Here is a 13049-nt window from a genome sequence, read left to right as displayed (position 1 = left end):
GGCCCTCCACCCTCATTCCTGTGCTTGTCACAGGAAGCCAGCCGACGCGCGTCTGCGCGGCGAAAAGAGTGCTTCCAGTCCAAAAACTGGGGCTGGCTGAATCCCTGTGACGAGCACAGGGATGAGTGCCTGGCGGGAAACTGAGCCCGCATTAAAACAAGGACAATTCCATGCGATTTCCGTTTTCCCTGCCGTGGCGGCGCCCGGCGGATGGCAGAGCCGTGCCTGAACGCAAGACAGCGACGGGCGGCTTCATGGCGGTTGCGGCGCAGGGTGGGCAGGCATTCTGGACCGGCCGCTCCTATGCCGCACTCGCCCGCGAGGGCTTCATGAAAAACCCGGTAGCGCACCGCGCCGCCCGCATGGTGGCAGAAGCCTCCGCATCGGTGAGCTGGCTGCTTTACGATGGCGATGAGGAGATCGGCGATCATCCGCTGCTCGCACTTTTAGGCAAGCCCAGCGCTCATATGGGCGGGCCGGACTTTTTCGAGACGCTGTATGGCCATCTGATGTTGGCTGGCAACGCCTATATCGAACCGCTAGTGGTCGGCGAACGACTGCGCGAGCTGCATCTTCTACGGCCGGACCGGGTGAGCATCATCGAAGGCGCGGATGGCTGGCCCGTGGGTTACGATTATCGTGCCGAGGGCCGCGCCATCAGGCGCATTGCTGCTGAACGTGACGGGCTGGGGCTGCTGCACCTGAAGCTTTTTCATCCGCTGGACGATCGGGCCGGGTTCGCTCCCCTTGCTTCGGCGGGCGCGGCTCTCGATCTCCACAATGCCGCAAGCCAGTGGAACAAACGTCTGCTCGACAATTCCGCTCGCCCTTCCGGTGCACTGGTCTATCAGCCGAAAGAGGGTGGCAATCTCTCCACCGAGCAATATGAGCGGCTGAAGCGCGAGCTGGAGGAAGGTTATCAAGGAGCGATGAATGCAGGCCGGCCGCTTCTTCTGGAAGGCGGTCTCGACTGGAAGGCCATGGGGCTTTCGCCGCGCGACATGGATTTTCTGGAAGCACGCAACGGTGCGGCACGCGACATCGCGCTTGCACTCGGCGTACCGCCGATGCTGATCGGCATTCCCGGCGACAATACCTATGCCAATTACCAGGAGGCAAACCGCGCTTTCTATCGTCTCACCGTGCTGCCGCTCGTCAACCGCACGGCGGCACGGCTCTGCGGCTGGCTGTCGCCGATTTTCGGCTCCGGGCTGCGGCTGGAACCGGATCTCGACAGGATCGCCGGTCTTGCCGGTGAGCGGGACGCCCTGTGGACAAGGATCGGCGCAGCGTCGTTTCTGACCGACGAGGAAAAGCGGGAGGCGGTGGGGTATTAGCCACCGCGCTTGAGCCACCTGGCCGCGTCTTCGACCAATTTCTGAACCAGCGGAATCGTTTTGTGAGGTTCGCCGTTCAAGCGTTTCTGAAGACTCGCGAAATGGCGTTTTGAAACTGCACACCCGACCTGCGGGCGACGCGACGCGTCTGTCCGATTTTTCACATCCTAAACCGGAATGATTACCCATGTCTGAATTCGCCAATGAAGGCGGCATCTGGGCCGCCCGCATCACCGGTGCCGTCGCAGGCGCGGGTGTGTCGCTCGTCTACCTCCTGCCGAAGAGCAAACGCGAGGCGGCGAGCCGTTTCGTGACCGGCGTCTCCTGCGGCATGATCTTCGGCGGCCCCGTGGGCCTGTGGATCGTGCAGCAACTCGAGATTGCCGGCGCGCTTTCAGGCCGGGAAATCATGGTGGCGGGCTCCGCCGCTGCCAGCATGGTGGCCTGGTGGGGGCTTGGCCTGCTGGTGCGCGTGGCCGACCGTTACAACGCCCGTCCGCGCGCTTAGCCTCCACGCGGCACCCCCTTTTCACATCGCAGGAGTTTCCCATGCACGTCTATCGCGGGCCGCGCCCCGCCACGCGCAAATTCGCCAATCTGGAACTGCGCGGCATAGCTGGCGACGGCACGTTTTCCGGTTATGCCAGCGTCTTCGGCGAGGTCGATCTCGGCCGCGACGTGATCGAGCGCGGCGCTTTCCGCCGCTCCATCGAGGAACGGGGTGCGGGCGGTATCCGGATGCTCTACCAGCACGATCCGGCCGAGCCGATCGGCGCATGGCGTACCATCCGCGAGGATCAGCGCGGGCTTTACGTGGAAGGTGTTCTCGCCCCCGGCGTCGCGCGTTCGCGCGAGGTCCATTCGCTGATGAAGACAGGCGCGCTGGACGGGCTTTCGATCGGTTTTCGCACGGTACGTTCCAGCAAGGAGGGGCGCTCCGGCAAGGCGGCACGCTCTGGCGTCAGGCGCATTCTGGAGGCCGATCTCTGGGAAATCTCTGTGGTGACCTTTCCAATGCTGCCGTCCGCGCGGGTCTCGGATGTCAAACACGCCCGCTTCTTCCGCGACCGCGAAACCGAGCTGGTGCGCACCATGCGCCGCGCGGCGCGTTCGCTTTTCGACACAGCCTTCAAACGCTGACTTCCTCCCAAACACTTTCGAAAACAAGGATGGCCACATGACAGACCAGATGACAAAACCGGCCGCAATGACGGTTGCGCCGCAGGTGAAGGCCGTGCCCGATACGATGACGGCGGCCTTCGACGAGTTCATGGAGGCCTTCGAGGCCTTCCGCGACACCAACGACCAGCGGCTTTCCGATATCGAACGCAAGATGGGGTCCGACGTCGTGACCCGCGACAAGCTCGACCGCATCGACAAGGCGCTCGATGACAACCGCAAGATCATGGACGATCTGGCGCTCAAGAAAGCGCGCCCGGCGCTCGGCCGCAAGCAGGCGCATTCCCTCGATACGGATGAGCACAAGGCCGCCTTCGAAGCCTATATCCGCCGGGGTGAGGAGGGCGCGCTGCGCGATCTGGAGGCCAAGGCCTTTGCCGGATCGACAGGCGCCGATGGTGGTTATCTGCTGCCCACTGAAACGGATGGCGAGATCGGCCGCCGCATGACGGCGATTTCACCGATCCGGTCGCTGGCGACCGTGCGGCAGGTTTCCACTGCCGTGCTGAAGAAGCCGTTTTCGCCGGGCGGATTTGCCACCGGCTGGGTCTCTGAAACGGCGGCTCGCCCCGAGACGACGACACCGAAGCTCTCCGAACTTTCCTTCCCGACCATGGAACTATACGCCATGCCTGCCGCAACCCAGGGGTTGCTGGATGATGCGGCCGTGGATATCGAGGCCTGGATCGCCTCGGAAGTGGACATTGCCTTTGCCGAACAGGAGGCAGCGGCGTTCATCGCCGGCGACGGCACCAACAAACCGAAGGGTTTCCTCTCCTGTACGGCCGTCGCCAATGACAGCTGGAGCTGGGGCAATATCGGTTATGTCGCCACCGGTGTTGCGGGTGGCTTCGCCTCCGCGGGGCCAATGGATGTGCTGCTGGATGCCGTCTATGGACTGAAGGCAGGCCACCGCCAGAACGGCAACTTCGTGATGAACCGCAAGACGCAAGGCGCGCTGCGCCGCTTCAAGGATACCAGCGGCGCCTATCTCTGGCATCCGCCCGCTGCCGCCGGGCAGCCCGCCTCGCTGATGGGCTTTCCCGTGATGGAGGCCGAAGACATGCCGAATGTCGCGGCAAACAGCTTCGCCATCGCTTTCGGTGATTTCCGCGCCGGTTACCTCGTGGTGGACCGCACCGGCGTACGCATCCTGCGCGATCCCTATTCGGCAAAACCCTATGTGCTGTTCTACACCACCAAGCGCGTGGGCGGCGGCGTGCAGAACTTCGAGGCGATCAAGCTGGTGAAGTTCGGGGTGAATTGACCACAATCTTCCCCGTCACCCCGGACCAAGTCGGGGGTGACGGCGTGCGGATGCTACATTTTCGCCAAACGCTTTCGGCCGGAATTCTTTCTGTCCCATATCCGGAGACCCCATGACCTATGCCCTCATTCATCCGCCGCAGGCGGAGCCGCTGACGCTTGCCGAGGTGAAGGCGCATTTGCGTCTCGACGGCGGCGACGAGGATGCGCTGCTGGCTGCGCTGATCCTTACCGCCCGCGAGCATCTGGAACGTACGACGGGACTTTGCCTGATACGCCAGACCTGGCGGCTCTATCTCGACCGGTGGCCGCCGAGTGGCATGATTCTGATTGGTAAGGGACCGGTGCAAACCATCGAAACGATTCTGGTTTTTGACGGTCAAGGGCGCGCGGCCGACATCACAGCCGCCGACAGATTGCTTGACGGCGAGGCTCGCCCGGCGCGGCTGTGGCTGCGCGACCTGCCAGCACCCGGACGGGTGATGAACGGCATCGAGATCGACTTCATTGCCGGTTACGGTGAGGCGGGAACCGATGTGCCCGATACGCTGAAACGCGCCATGCTGATGCATGTGGCCCAGATGTTCGCCTTCCGCGGTGCCGTTGCTCTGGAAAATCAACCCGCAGCGGTTCCGGCCGGTTACGAGCGGCTGGTGTCGCCGTTCTGCCGTGTGGGGCTCTGAGCCATGAACCTCGTTTTTCTCGACCCCGGCAAGCTTACGGCGCGGTTGGAGCTGGAGGTGCGCAGCGAGGTAACGGACGGGCAGGGTGGGGCCGCGGAAAGCTGGAGTTTCCTGCGTTCGCTCTGGGCGGCTATCGAACCTGTTTCGAATGCCTCGCATGAGCGGGCCTCGGCTGAGGGCGTAACAATCACCCACCGCGTCTGGCTGGTCTGGCGCAGCGACATTGTTGCCGGCATGCGCTTTCGCAAGGGACGGCGCATTCTGGCGATCCGGGCCGTGATGGATCCGGACGAGACCCGCCGTTTCATCGTCTGCCGCTGTGAGGAGGAAAGCCCGTGAGTGCCGCAAATGTGCTTCTACAGGCGATTTTCGCAAAACTTTCCGGCGACGCTGCTCTGATGGCGCTCATCCCCGGCGGTATCGTCGACCGGCTTTTGCCGCGCGCCATCCTGCCCCTGATCGTTATCGGCGAACTTGAAAGCCGCGATTACTCGACGGCGACGGAAAAGGCCGAAGAACATTTTCTGTCGCTGGACATCTGGAGCGATGCCAATGGCCGCAGGTGCGCGGGTGAGATTGCCGGGCGGGTGAAAACCCTGCTCGACGATGCCGCCCTTCCGCTTGTCGGTATCTCGCTCGTCAATCTGCAGCTTCTCTCGAGCCGTTCGCGGCGCGAGCCGAAGACACGGAACTTCCTCGCAGAAATGCATTTCAGGGCGGTAACGGAATAGGGTCGGTTCAGGAATTCTGTTTGCGCACGGTGCGCCAAAGCACGATCAGCAGCAGAAACGAAATGCTGATCAGCACGGCGGCGATGGTGAGCATGGCCGCCACCCCGCCGCGATCCAGCGCCAGCGTGAAAATGACGGGCGCCACGGCAATGGCAAGGTTCTGCGGCAGGGAGATACGCGCAGCCTGAAGGCCATATTGTTCCGGTGAAAATACCGCGAGCGGCAACACCGCGCGACTGACGGTGAGCACGCCCGCGCCAAAGCCGAAGAAAATGATGAAGCCGATGAAAGCGGGCATGGCCGGGGCAAAAACGAGCAACAGCACGAAGGATGCGAGCAGCATACCTAAGCCGATCATGCAGGTGACGAAGGGATTGCCGTGTTTTCCAAGCAGAAAATCCAACCCGCGCGCCATGATCGCAAGCACGCTACGCACGGCTGCCAGTTGCACGGCGAGCGATTGCGATGCGCCGGCATGGACCAGCATCAGAGGCAGGAGCGGCGAAAAGCCAAAGGCTGTGAAGGCGCTAAGCGTCGTCATTGCCGCCAGAAGCAGAAAGGCGCGCCGCGTATCGACAGGCGATGTCGAGACCGCAGCGCCTTTCGACGTGCCTGGAGTATTGCTCGTCCTTCGTCCGGGAAGGACAAAAACATAGAGTGGCAGAAGCACGAATATCTGCAGACAGGCATATACCAAAAGGGTGCCGCGCCAGCCCAGGTGCTGATCTGCGACGGTGGTGACGGGCAGGAAAACCGCTGCCGAAAGCCCGGTAAACACCATCAGAAGCGTCAGCGACCGGCCACTTTCCGCGCCGACACGTTCCACCACAGCGGTATGGGCCGCAGTCGTCAGGCCGCAGGTCGCGGCCAGACCCATCACGACCCAGCCGAGGACATAGCTGATCACGCCGCCCGCAAAGGCGAGCACGACAAAACCCGCCGTGAACAGCAACGAACCCGCCACAAGAACAGGGGCGGCACCACGGCGCACCAGCGTTCTTCCCAGAAGCGGGCCGCAGAGGGCGCTGATCGTCATCATGACGGTGAGACCGGCAAAAACGACCTCGTTTGCGATGGCCAGTTCCTGTCCGACGCGTGGCCCCAGTATGGCCAGCATGTCGAAACCGGTGCCCCAGCTGACGACCTGCCCAACCGCAAGCACGCCGATAAGGCGCGCGCGAGACGTGAAGGGGGTGGCATCAGACATGATGAAAATCGCGGGTGCGAGATGCGGGAATGCTTTTGGTAGCAGGCCAGTTGCGACCCGGCAACATCAAACGAGACGACATCAATCGAAACGAGAGGGAGAACACCATGGTGGCGCAGAAGGGCAAGGACCTGCTGCTGAAGTTCAACAACGCCGGCTCCTATGTGACCGTGGCGGGGCTCAGAACCAAGCGTCTGGCCTTCAACGCGCAGGCGGTCGATATTACCGACGGCGAAAGCGCCGGGCGCTGGCGCGAGCTTCTGGCCGGCGCCGGCGTGCAGCGGGCATCGCTGACGGCGTCGGGCATCTTCAAGGATCAGGCAAGCGATGCGCTGGTGCGTGGTGCATTTTTCGCTGGCTCCATTCCGGGCTGGCAGATCGTCATTCCTGACTTCGGCACGATCACCGGGCCGTTCCAGATCGTCGCACTCGAATATTCCGGTCGCCACGATGGCGAAGTGCAATTCGAGACCGCGCTGGAATCGGCCGGTTTCCTTAATTTCGGAGCACTGTGATGCCGCAAGGGTTACGTTACGGGCGGGCGAACCGCCATCGCGGCGAGATTGAGGCGCTGATCGATGGCGAAAGGCGCGTTCTTTGCCTGACGCTCGGCGCTCTCGCCGAACTCGAAACCGCCTTTCAGGCCGATGATCTCACCGCGCTCGCCGAACGTTTCGCAGCCGGACGTATGAAGGCGGCCGATATGATACGGGTGATCGGCGCCGGTCTGCGCGGCGCGGGCAACGTGTTTTCCGATGAGGACGTGGCCGCAGCCACGGTGGAAGGCGGCCTTGCCGGCCACGCCGCCATCGTCGCCGATCTCCTGACAGCCACCTTTGCCGGTTCGAGGGGCACGCCGCCGGACCCTTGAGTGCCGCAGCAGGTGAGGTGGGCGATCTGACGCCGCGTCCTTTTCCCTGGGAGGCGGTAATACACACCGGTTTCCACCTGCTGCGGCTTTCCTCCGAAACCTTCTGGCAACTGACGCCAAGGGAATTCTTTGCCATGACCGGCGGCATCCGCCCCGCTTTCCACACCCTCGACCGCCCGGCGATGGATGCGATGATGCGGCGGTTTCCGGATGGGTGAGTGTGGTTTGCTATTTTGGGGGACGTGCATCTTTCGTGAAAACGACCAGGCAATTCAAACATCTACGGCTCCGTTTTGAATCAGAAAGGCAAGCGTGATGGCAGGCGAAGTATCGATTGCGGACAGTCGCGAGGAAGCGGAAGCGCTTTCGGAGGTGATGGGTGATCTCGAACGGCGTTCCGAGCGGTTCGGGGCGGCATTGACTTCTGCCATGCAGGCCGCGGTGACGGGCGGCAAGGGGTTGGATGACGTGTTGCGCGGGCTTGGCGAACGGCTCTCCGGCATTGCGCTTTCCGCCGGGCTGAAGCCGCTTGAGAACATGATCGGCAATGCCGTGGGCGGGCTTTTGAATGGCGGCGGTTCGCTGTTGGCCTTTGCCGATGGCGGGGTGCCGGGACGCAGTATCACGCCCTTTGCCGATGGCGGTGTGGTCGCAAGCCCGGCCTTCTTCCCGATGGGCGGCGGGCTTGGCCTGATGGGCGAAGCGGGTGCCGAGGCGATCCTGCCGCTGAAGCGTGGTTCGGATGGGGCGCTCGGCGTTGCCGCACCGGCGGGTGGCGGCGGCGCGCAGATCGTTTTCAATGTGACAGCGACGGATGCGGCGAGCTTCAGAAAAAGTGAAGGCCAGATCGCGGCCATGCTGGCGCGCAGCGTCGGGCGTGGCCAGCGCGGCCTGTGACGGATTGAACCTCCTCCCTGCACGACCTCTGTGTCGAGCGTGATCCTTCCATCTTTCCCAGACTATCAAAACGAATCCAGGAACAACGACATGGCGGCATTTCATGAAGTGCGGTTTCCGCTGAGGCTGGCGCTTGGCGTGAGCGGCGGGCCGGTAAGGAGAACCGATATCGTCAACCTTTCCAATGGGCGGGAGAACCGCAACCAGCGTTGGAAGAATGCCAGACGCGCCTATGACGCAGGATCGGGCATTCGCTCCGTTGCCGATCTTTACGAGGTGCTGTCCTTTTTCGAGGCGCGGCGCGGTGAACTCCATGGCTTTCGGTTTCGCGACCCGGTGGATTTCAAATCGTGTCCGCCGGGCCAGACACCTGCTGCAAGCGACCAGAAGATCGGCACCGGTGACGGCACGACGACGGCTTTTCAGCTGGTGAAGACCTATGCCGATGCGGGCGGTTCCTTCACCCGGCGGGTGGCGAAGCCGGTCGAGGCTTCGGTCATCATCTCAGTCGATGGGGTGAAAGCCGTCTTGTCGGATTTTTCGGTCGACCATGCGACCGGTACGGTGACGTTTCGCGCCGGTAAGGCGCCGCCTGCCGGTGCCGCAATTCGGGCCGGTTTCGAATTCGACGTGCCGGTGCGATTTGCAATCGACCGCATCGACGTGAACCTTACCGCCTTCGAGGCGGGCCGCATTCCCTCCATTCCATTGATGGAAATCCTGCCATGAAGACCATTCCTGCCGCTTTGGCCGAACATCTGGCGGGCGAGGCCACGACCACCTGCCATTGCTGGAAAGTGACGCTGAAGGACGGCGAGGTCATCGGTTTTACCGACCATGACGAGACCCTTTCCTTCGCCGGTACTGCCTACCTGGCCGCAAGCGGCTTTGGTGCGAGTGACAGCGACAGCGAGGCCGGACTTGGCGCGAGTGCGGGCGAAGTGACGGGCGGCTTTTCCAGTGAGGCGATTTCCGAAAGCGATCTGGCCGCCGGAAGTTTCGATGGTGCGCAGGTGGCGCTCTACCTCGTCAACTGGCAGGTGCCGGAACAGCATGTGCTGCTGAACATGCGCGAAATCGGCGAGGTGACACGGGCGGGCGGGGCGTTTCGTGCCGAGCTGCGCAGCATCGCCCATCGTCTTTCCCAGCCGCAGGGCAGGGTCTATGGCCGGCGCTGCGATGCCGCCCTTGGTGATAGGCGATGCGGCGTCGATCTCAATCGATTTACCGGCACCGGCAGCGTTGCGGGCATGGACGCGGCGGGCAACCTGCTGGTGACAGGGCTGGACGCTTTCGCCGATGGTTTCTTCAGCCGGGGGAAATTGCGGTTTCTGAGCGGCCAACTTGTCGGCATGGGTTTCGATCTCGACGGCCACGAGAAACGCGATGGCGGCACGCTTCTGTCCTTTTGGCTCACTCCGGAGCAACCGCCGCAGCCGGGTGATGTTTTTTCCGTCATCGCCGGTTGCGACAGAAGTTTTGCGACCTGCAAGGCGAAATTCGCCAATTACCTGAACTTTCGTGGCTTTCCGCATCTGCCGGGGGCGGATTTCGCCTATTCCTACGCCAGCGGCGGCCAGACCCATGACGGCGGGGCGCTGTTTCCATGAGCAGTACCTCAGAAAAAGTGCTGGCGCTCGCGCAAGGCTGGATCGGCACGCCCTACCGGCATCAGGCGTCGTTGCAAGGCGTTGGCTGCGATTGCCTCGGCCTTGTCAGGGGCATCTGGCGCTCGCTTTACGGCGAGGAACCGGAACTGCCGCCGCCCTACACACCAGATTGGGCCGAGCGGGGCGGCGAGGACCGGCTGCTGGATGCCGCGACACGTTATTTTTCGGCGGTGCCTGATATGGAAGAGGCGATGCCGGGCGACCTGCTGCTGTTCCGCTGGCGGGCCCATGCAGCGGCCAAACATCTCGGCATTCTCGCCGGGCCGCAGCATTTCATCCATGCCTATGAACAGGCGGCAGTGGTGCGCTCGGCGCTGGTGCCCGGCTGGAAGCGACGTATTGCCGGCGTCTTCCGATTTCCCGAACCCTGACATTTTTCGAGGCGACCATGGCGACCATTCTCTTTCAGGCGGCGGGTGCAGCACTCGGCGGCGTTTTCGGCCCCGTGGCTGCCATCATCGGCCGCGCGGCTGGCGCGCTGGCGGGCAATGCCGTCGACCGCGCGCTGCTTTCGAACGGGCGGACGGTGTCCGGCGCCCGGCTTTCCACAGCGCGTATTCCGGGTGCGGACGAAGGCGCGGCCATCAACCGGCTTTACGGCACGGCGAGGATCGGCGGTACGCTGATCTGGGCGACGCGCTTTGAGGAAAGCGTCGAGGTGACGCGTCGCGGCGGCAAGGGCAATCGCGGCCCGAAGGTCGAGACCTTCCGCTACTTCGCCAATCTCGCCGTCGGGCTGTGCGAGGGCGACGCGGCCATGGTGCGGCGCGTCTGGGCCGATGGGCGGGAACTGGACCTGAGCGCCGTCGAGATGCGCTTTTATCCCGGCAGCGAGACGCAATTACCGGATCCGCTGATCGAGGCAAAACAGGGCGCAGGCAATGCACCCGCCTTTCGCGGGTTGGCCTATGTCGTGTTCGAACGCCTGCCGCTTGACAGCTATGGCAACCGCATTCCGCTGATGCAGTTCGAGGTGGTGCGACCGGTCGGCCGGCTGGAAAAAGCCATCCGTGCCATCACCGTCATTCCCGGTGCGACGGAACACGGTTACGCCACGGCGCAGGTTTCGGAACGAACCGGCATGGGCGAAAGTCGCATCATGAACCGCAATTGCCTGACGGCCTTAACCGACTGGCAGGCCGCGATCGACGAATTGCAGGCGCTGTGCCCCAATCTGCAAAGCGTGGCGCTGGTGGTGAGCTGGTTCGGCACCGACATGCGCGCGGGCGAATGCCGCATTCTGCCGGGTGTGGAAGTGGCGGGTCGCGACAGGGAAAGTGCGGCATGGTCCGTCGCCGGTGTTTCGCGTGGGCAAGCGCATCTCGTCAGCCATCACGGCGGCGGCCCGGCCTGTGGTGGCACGCCGGATGATCAAAGCGTTGTGCAGGCGATAGCCGACCTCAAGGCGCGTGGTCTGAAGGTTTGCCTTTATCCATTCGTGATGATGGATGTGCCAGCCGGCAACGGCTTGCCGGACCCCTACGGCAAAGGCGAGCAGGACGCCTATGGCTGGCGCGGACGCATCACCTGTTTACCGGCACCGGGCCTGGCAGGTTCGCCCGACCGCAGTGCAGGCACGCGCACGGAGATTTCCACCTTCTGCAACCGCGCTGAGGGGTATCGACGCATGGTGCTGCATTATGCGGCGCTGGTGGCGCAGGCGGGTGGGGTGGATGCCTTCCTGATCGGCTCGGAGCTGCGCGGGCTGACAAGCCTGCGCGACCATAACGACGCCTTTCCTTTCGTGGAGGAACTGGTGCGGCTGGCGGCGGATGTGCGCGCCGTTGTCGGGTCGGGAACGAAACTGACCTATGGCGCGGACTGGAGCGAATATTTCGGCTATCAGCCGGCGGACGGTTCCGGCGACGTGTTCTTCAATCTAGATCCGCTGTGGGCAAGCCCTGATATCGATGCCATCGGCATCGACAATTATATGCCGCTTTCCGACTGGCGCGACGAGGATGCCGCAAACGGCAATCCTGATGGTATGAGCGGCCCGGACGATGCTAACGCCTTCCGTCGTGCCATCACGGCGGGCGAGGGTTTCGACTGGTATTACGCCAGCCATGCCAACCGCGCGGCGCGGCGGCGCACGCCCATCACCGATGGTCTCAAGGGCAAGCCGTGGGTATTCCGCTACAAGGACCTGCGAAGCTGGTGGCAGAATGCCCATTTTGACCGGGTGCGCGGTGCGGAGAAGTTGACGCCAACCGCATGGGTGCCGGGGTCGAAACCGATCTGGTTCACCGAACTCGGCTGCCCGGCGGTGGACAAGAGTGCGACGCGCCCGAATGTCTTTCCCGATCCGAAATCGGCGGAAAACGCTTATCCCTATTTTTCCCGCAGAAGCCGCGCCGACAGCCAGCAGCGACGGTTTCTGGAGGCGCATCTCGACCACTGGAGGGGGAAGGGCGATGCGGCGATGGTGGATCCGAACCGCGTCTATATGTGGACCTGGGATGCGCGGCCGTTCCCCGCCTTTCCGCAGAACGGCGCGGCCTGGAGCGATGGGGCCAACTGGCGTACCGGCCATTGGCTGAACGGCCGGCTTGGGACTGCCACGCTTGCCGATACCATCGCCGCGATCCTGACGGACCATGGATTTTCCGGCTTCGACGTCTCTGCCGTCAGTGGCGATCTGACGGGATATGTGCAGGGCGACGTGACCTCGGCCCGCAACCTCCTGGAGCCGCTGATGACGGCGTTTCAGGTGGATGTCGCCGAGGACGGCGGAACCCTGCGCTTCCGCTCTCGCAATACGGCGGTTCTGCCCGTGCGTGACGCTGCCGTGCTGGCCGATCTGGACGACGAACCGCCGTGGTCGGAAAATCGCGGACATGACAGTGATTTCGCCGCAGAGGCCGTGCTGACCTCGTTCAATCCGGCGCTGGACTACGAGCAGGCGAGCGTGCGTTCGCGCCGTATCGACAATGCCGGCAGCCGCGTCATGCGGCTCGACCTTAGCGCGGCACTCCCGGCGGAAAAGGCGGAAGCCGCGGCGGAGGCCCTGTTGCGTGACAACAGGCAGGCGCGGCGCACGCTGCGTTTTGCGTTGCCGCCCGCAGATATCGCTCTGGAACCCGGCGATTGCATTCGTCTCCCGCAGAATGTGTTTTCGGAGGCTCCGGCAGGGAGGTTCCTGGTCAGCCGGATTGAGGACGGTGCTGTACGGCAAGTGGAGGCGCGCGCCTTTTCCGCGGCATCCGTC

At 63.4% G+C, this 13049-nt stretch carries 16 protein-coding genes; 15 read left to right on the top strand and 1 reads right to left on the bottom strand.

Annotated features, from left to right (window positions below):
- The first annotated feature begins 170 nt into the window (after window positions 1–170).
- From T18_RS04660 to T18_RS04630, 7 genes are all read left to right on the top strand, one after another.
- On the top strand, window positions 171–1337 hold the full coding sequence (locus tag T18_RS04660) for a phage portal protein (RefSeq protein WP_038490351.1): 1167 nt from the start codon (window positions 171–173) through the stop codon (window positions 1335–1337).
- Between the two features lie 187 nt (window positions 1338–1524).
- Window positions 1525–1845 carry a DUF6107 family protein gene (locus T18_RS04655; RefSeq protein ID WP_003512100.1) on the top strand — a complete coding sequence of 107 codons (321 nt, stop codon included), beginning with the start codon at window positions 1525–1527 and terminating at the stop codon, window positions 1843–1845.
- Window positions 1846–1886: 41 nt separating this feature from the next.
- A complete protein-coding gene (locus T18_RS04650; protein ID WP_038490354.1) occupies window positions 1887–2477 on the top strand; it encodes an HK97 family phage prohead protease in 591 nt (196 codons plus the stop codon).
- Window positions 2478–2514: 37 nt separating this feature from the next.
- Window positions 2515–3783 carry a phage major capsid protein gene (locus T18_RS04645; RefSeq protein ID WP_038490357.1) on the top strand — a complete coding sequence of 423 codons (1269 nt, stop codon included), beginning with the start codon at window positions 2515–2517 and terminating at the stop codon, window positions 3781–3783.
- 112 nt (window positions 3784–3895) lie between these two features.
- Window positions 3896–4465, top strand: coding sequence for a head-tail connector protein (locus T18_RS04640; RefSeq protein ID WP_019564079.1), 570 nt, complete (start codon window positions 3896–3898; stop codon window positions 4463–4465).
- 3 nt (window positions 4466–4468) lie between these two features.
- Complete coding sequence (locus T18_RS04635; protein ID WP_013635738.1) at window positions 4469–4804, top strand: phage head closure protein; 336 nt, start codon at window positions 4469–4471, stop codon at window positions 4802–4804.
- Window positions 4801–5196, top strand: a complete 396-nt coding sequence (locus T18_RS04630; protein ID WP_038490360.1) for a DUF3168 domain-containing protein — start codon at window positions 4801–4803, stop codon at window positions 5194–5196. The genes T18_RS04635 and T18_RS04630 overlap by 4 nt, the downstream gene beginning before the upstream one ends.
- Window positions 5197–5203: 7 nt before the next feature.
- On the opposite strand, the gene T18_RS04625 is transcribed toward T18_RS04630, so the two are convergent.
- Window positions 5204–6403 carry an MFS transporter gene (locus T18_RS04625; RefSeq protein WP_038490363.1) on the bottom strand — a complete coding sequence of 400 codons (1200 nt, stop codon included), beginning with the start codon at window positions 6401–6403 and terminating at the stop codon, window positions 5204–5206.
- A gap of 107 nt (window positions 6404–6510) precedes the next feature.
- Here T18_RS04625 and T18_RS04620 point away from each other — a divergent pair, with 107 nt between their 5' ends.
- The 8 genes from T18_RS04620 to T18_RS04585 form a co-directional block, all read left to right on the top strand.
- Window positions 6511–6918: a phage major tail protein, TP901-1 family gene (locus T18_RS04620; protein WP_003512111.1), complete on the top strand. Its 408-nt coding sequence runs from the start codon at window positions 6511–6513 to the stop codon at window positions 6916–6918.
- Complete coding sequence (locus tag T18_RS04615; RefSeq protein WP_038490366.1) at window positions 6918–7274, top strand: gene transfer agent family protein; 357 nt, start codon at window positions 6918–6920, stop codon at window positions 7272–7274. Before T18_RS04620 ends, T18_RS04615 begins: the two co-directional genes overlap by 1 nt.
- Window positions 7271–7492: a rcc01693 family protein gene (locus T18_RS04610; RefSeq protein ID WP_038490369.1), complete on the top strand. Its 222-nt coding sequence runs from the start codon at window positions 7271–7273 to the stop codon at window positions 7490–7492. The genes T18_RS04615 and T18_RS04610 overlap by 4 nt, the downstream gene beginning before the upstream one ends.
- Window positions 7493–7589: 97 nt before the next feature.
- Window positions 7590–8171, top strand: coding sequence for a phage tail tape measure protein (locus tag T18_RS04605; protein ID WP_038490372.1), 582 nt, complete (start codon window positions 7590–7592; stop codon window positions 8169–8171).
- A 90-nt stretch (window positions 8172–8261) separates the two neighbouring features.
- Entirely contained in the window at window positions 8262–8900 is a 639-nt protein-coding gene (locus tag T18_RS04600; protein ID WP_038490375.1) for a TIGR02217 family protein, read from the top strand.
- The gene (locus T18_RS04595) at window positions 8897–9781 is read left to right on the top strand and encodes a DUF2163 domain-containing protein (RefSeq protein ID WP_038490378.1); all 885 of its coding nucleotides are present in this window, start codon (window positions 8897–8899) and stop codon (window positions 9779–9781) included. Before T18_RS04600 ends, T18_RS04595 begins: the two co-directional genes overlap by 4 nt.
- The gene (locus T18_RS04590) at window positions 9778–10212 is read left to right on the top strand and encodes an NlpC/P60 family protein (RefSeq protein ID WP_038490381.1); all 435 of its coding nucleotides are present in this window, start codon (window positions 9778–9780) and stop codon (window positions 10210–10212) included. The genes T18_RS04595 and T18_RS04590 overlap by 4 nt, the downstream gene beginning before the upstream one ends.
- A gap of 17 nt (window positions 10213–10229) precedes the next feature.
- Window positions 10230–13049 (top strand): baseplate multidomain protein megatron (locus T18_RS04585; RefSeq protein WP_323455188.1); only part of this gene is annotated, 2820 nt, incomplete at its 3' end.

This window comes from Rhizobium sp. TBD182 (assembly GCF_001950375.1).
Taxonomy (GTDB): domain Bacteria; phylum Pseudomonadota; class Alphaproteobacteria; order Rhizobiales; family Rhizobiaceae; genus Agrobacterium; species Agrobacterium tumefaciens.
The sequence above is the reverse complement of the archived record's forward strand: the minus strand, read 5'-3'. Positions and strand labels throughout refer to the sequence as shown.

Coding starts and splice junctions, on each gene's coding strand:
- T18_RS04660 (WP_038490351.1), top strand. CDS start 171: ATGCGATTTCCGTTTTCCCTGCCGTGGCGGCGCCCGGCGGATGGCAGA.
- T18_RS04655 (WP_003512100.1), top strand. CDS start 1,525: ATGTCTGAATTCGCCAATGAAGGCGGCATCTGGGCCGCCCGCATCACC.
- T18_RS04650 (WP_038490354.1), top strand. CDS start 1,887: ATGCACGTCTATCGCGGGCCGCGCCCCGCCACGCGCAAATTCGCCAAT.
- T18_RS04645 (WP_038490357.1), top strand. CDS start 2,515: ATGACAGACCAGATGACAAAACCGGCCGCAATGACGGTTGCGCCGCAG.
- T18_RS04640 (WP_019564079.1), top strand. CDS start 3,896: ATGACCTATGCCCTCATTCATCCGCCGCAGGCGGAGCCGCTGACGCTT.
- T18_RS04635 (WP_013635738.1), top strand. CDS start 4,469: ATGAACCTCGTTTTTCTCGACCCCGGCAAGCTTACGGCGCGGTTGGAG.
- T18_RS04625 (WP_038490363.1), bottom strand. CDS start 6,403: ATGTCTGATGCCACCCCCTTCACGTCTCGCGCGCGCCTTATCGGCGTG.
- T18_RS04620 (WP_003512111.1), top strand. CDS start 6,511: ATGGTGGCGCAGAAGGGCAAGGACCTGCTGCTGAAGTTCAACAACGCC.
- T18_RS04615 (WP_038490366.1), top strand. CDS start 6,918: ATGCCGCAAGGGTTACGTTACGGGCGGGCGAACCGCCATCGCGGCGAG.
- T18_RS04605 (WP_038490372.1), top strand. CDS start 7,590: ATGGCAGGCGAAGTATCGATTGCGGACAGTCGCGAGGAAGCGGAAGCG.
- T18_RS04600 (WP_038490375.1), top strand. CDS start 8,262: ATGGCGGCATTTCATGAAGTGCGGTTTCCGCTGAGGCTGGCGCTTGGC.
- T18_RS04595 (WP_038490378.1), top strand. CDS start 8,897: ATGAAGACCATTCCTGCCGCTTTGGCCGAACATCTGGCGGGCGAGGCC.
- T18_RS04590 (WP_038490381.1), top strand. CDS start 9,778: ATGAGCAGTACCTCAGAAAAAGTGCTGGCGCTCGCGCAAGGCTGGATC.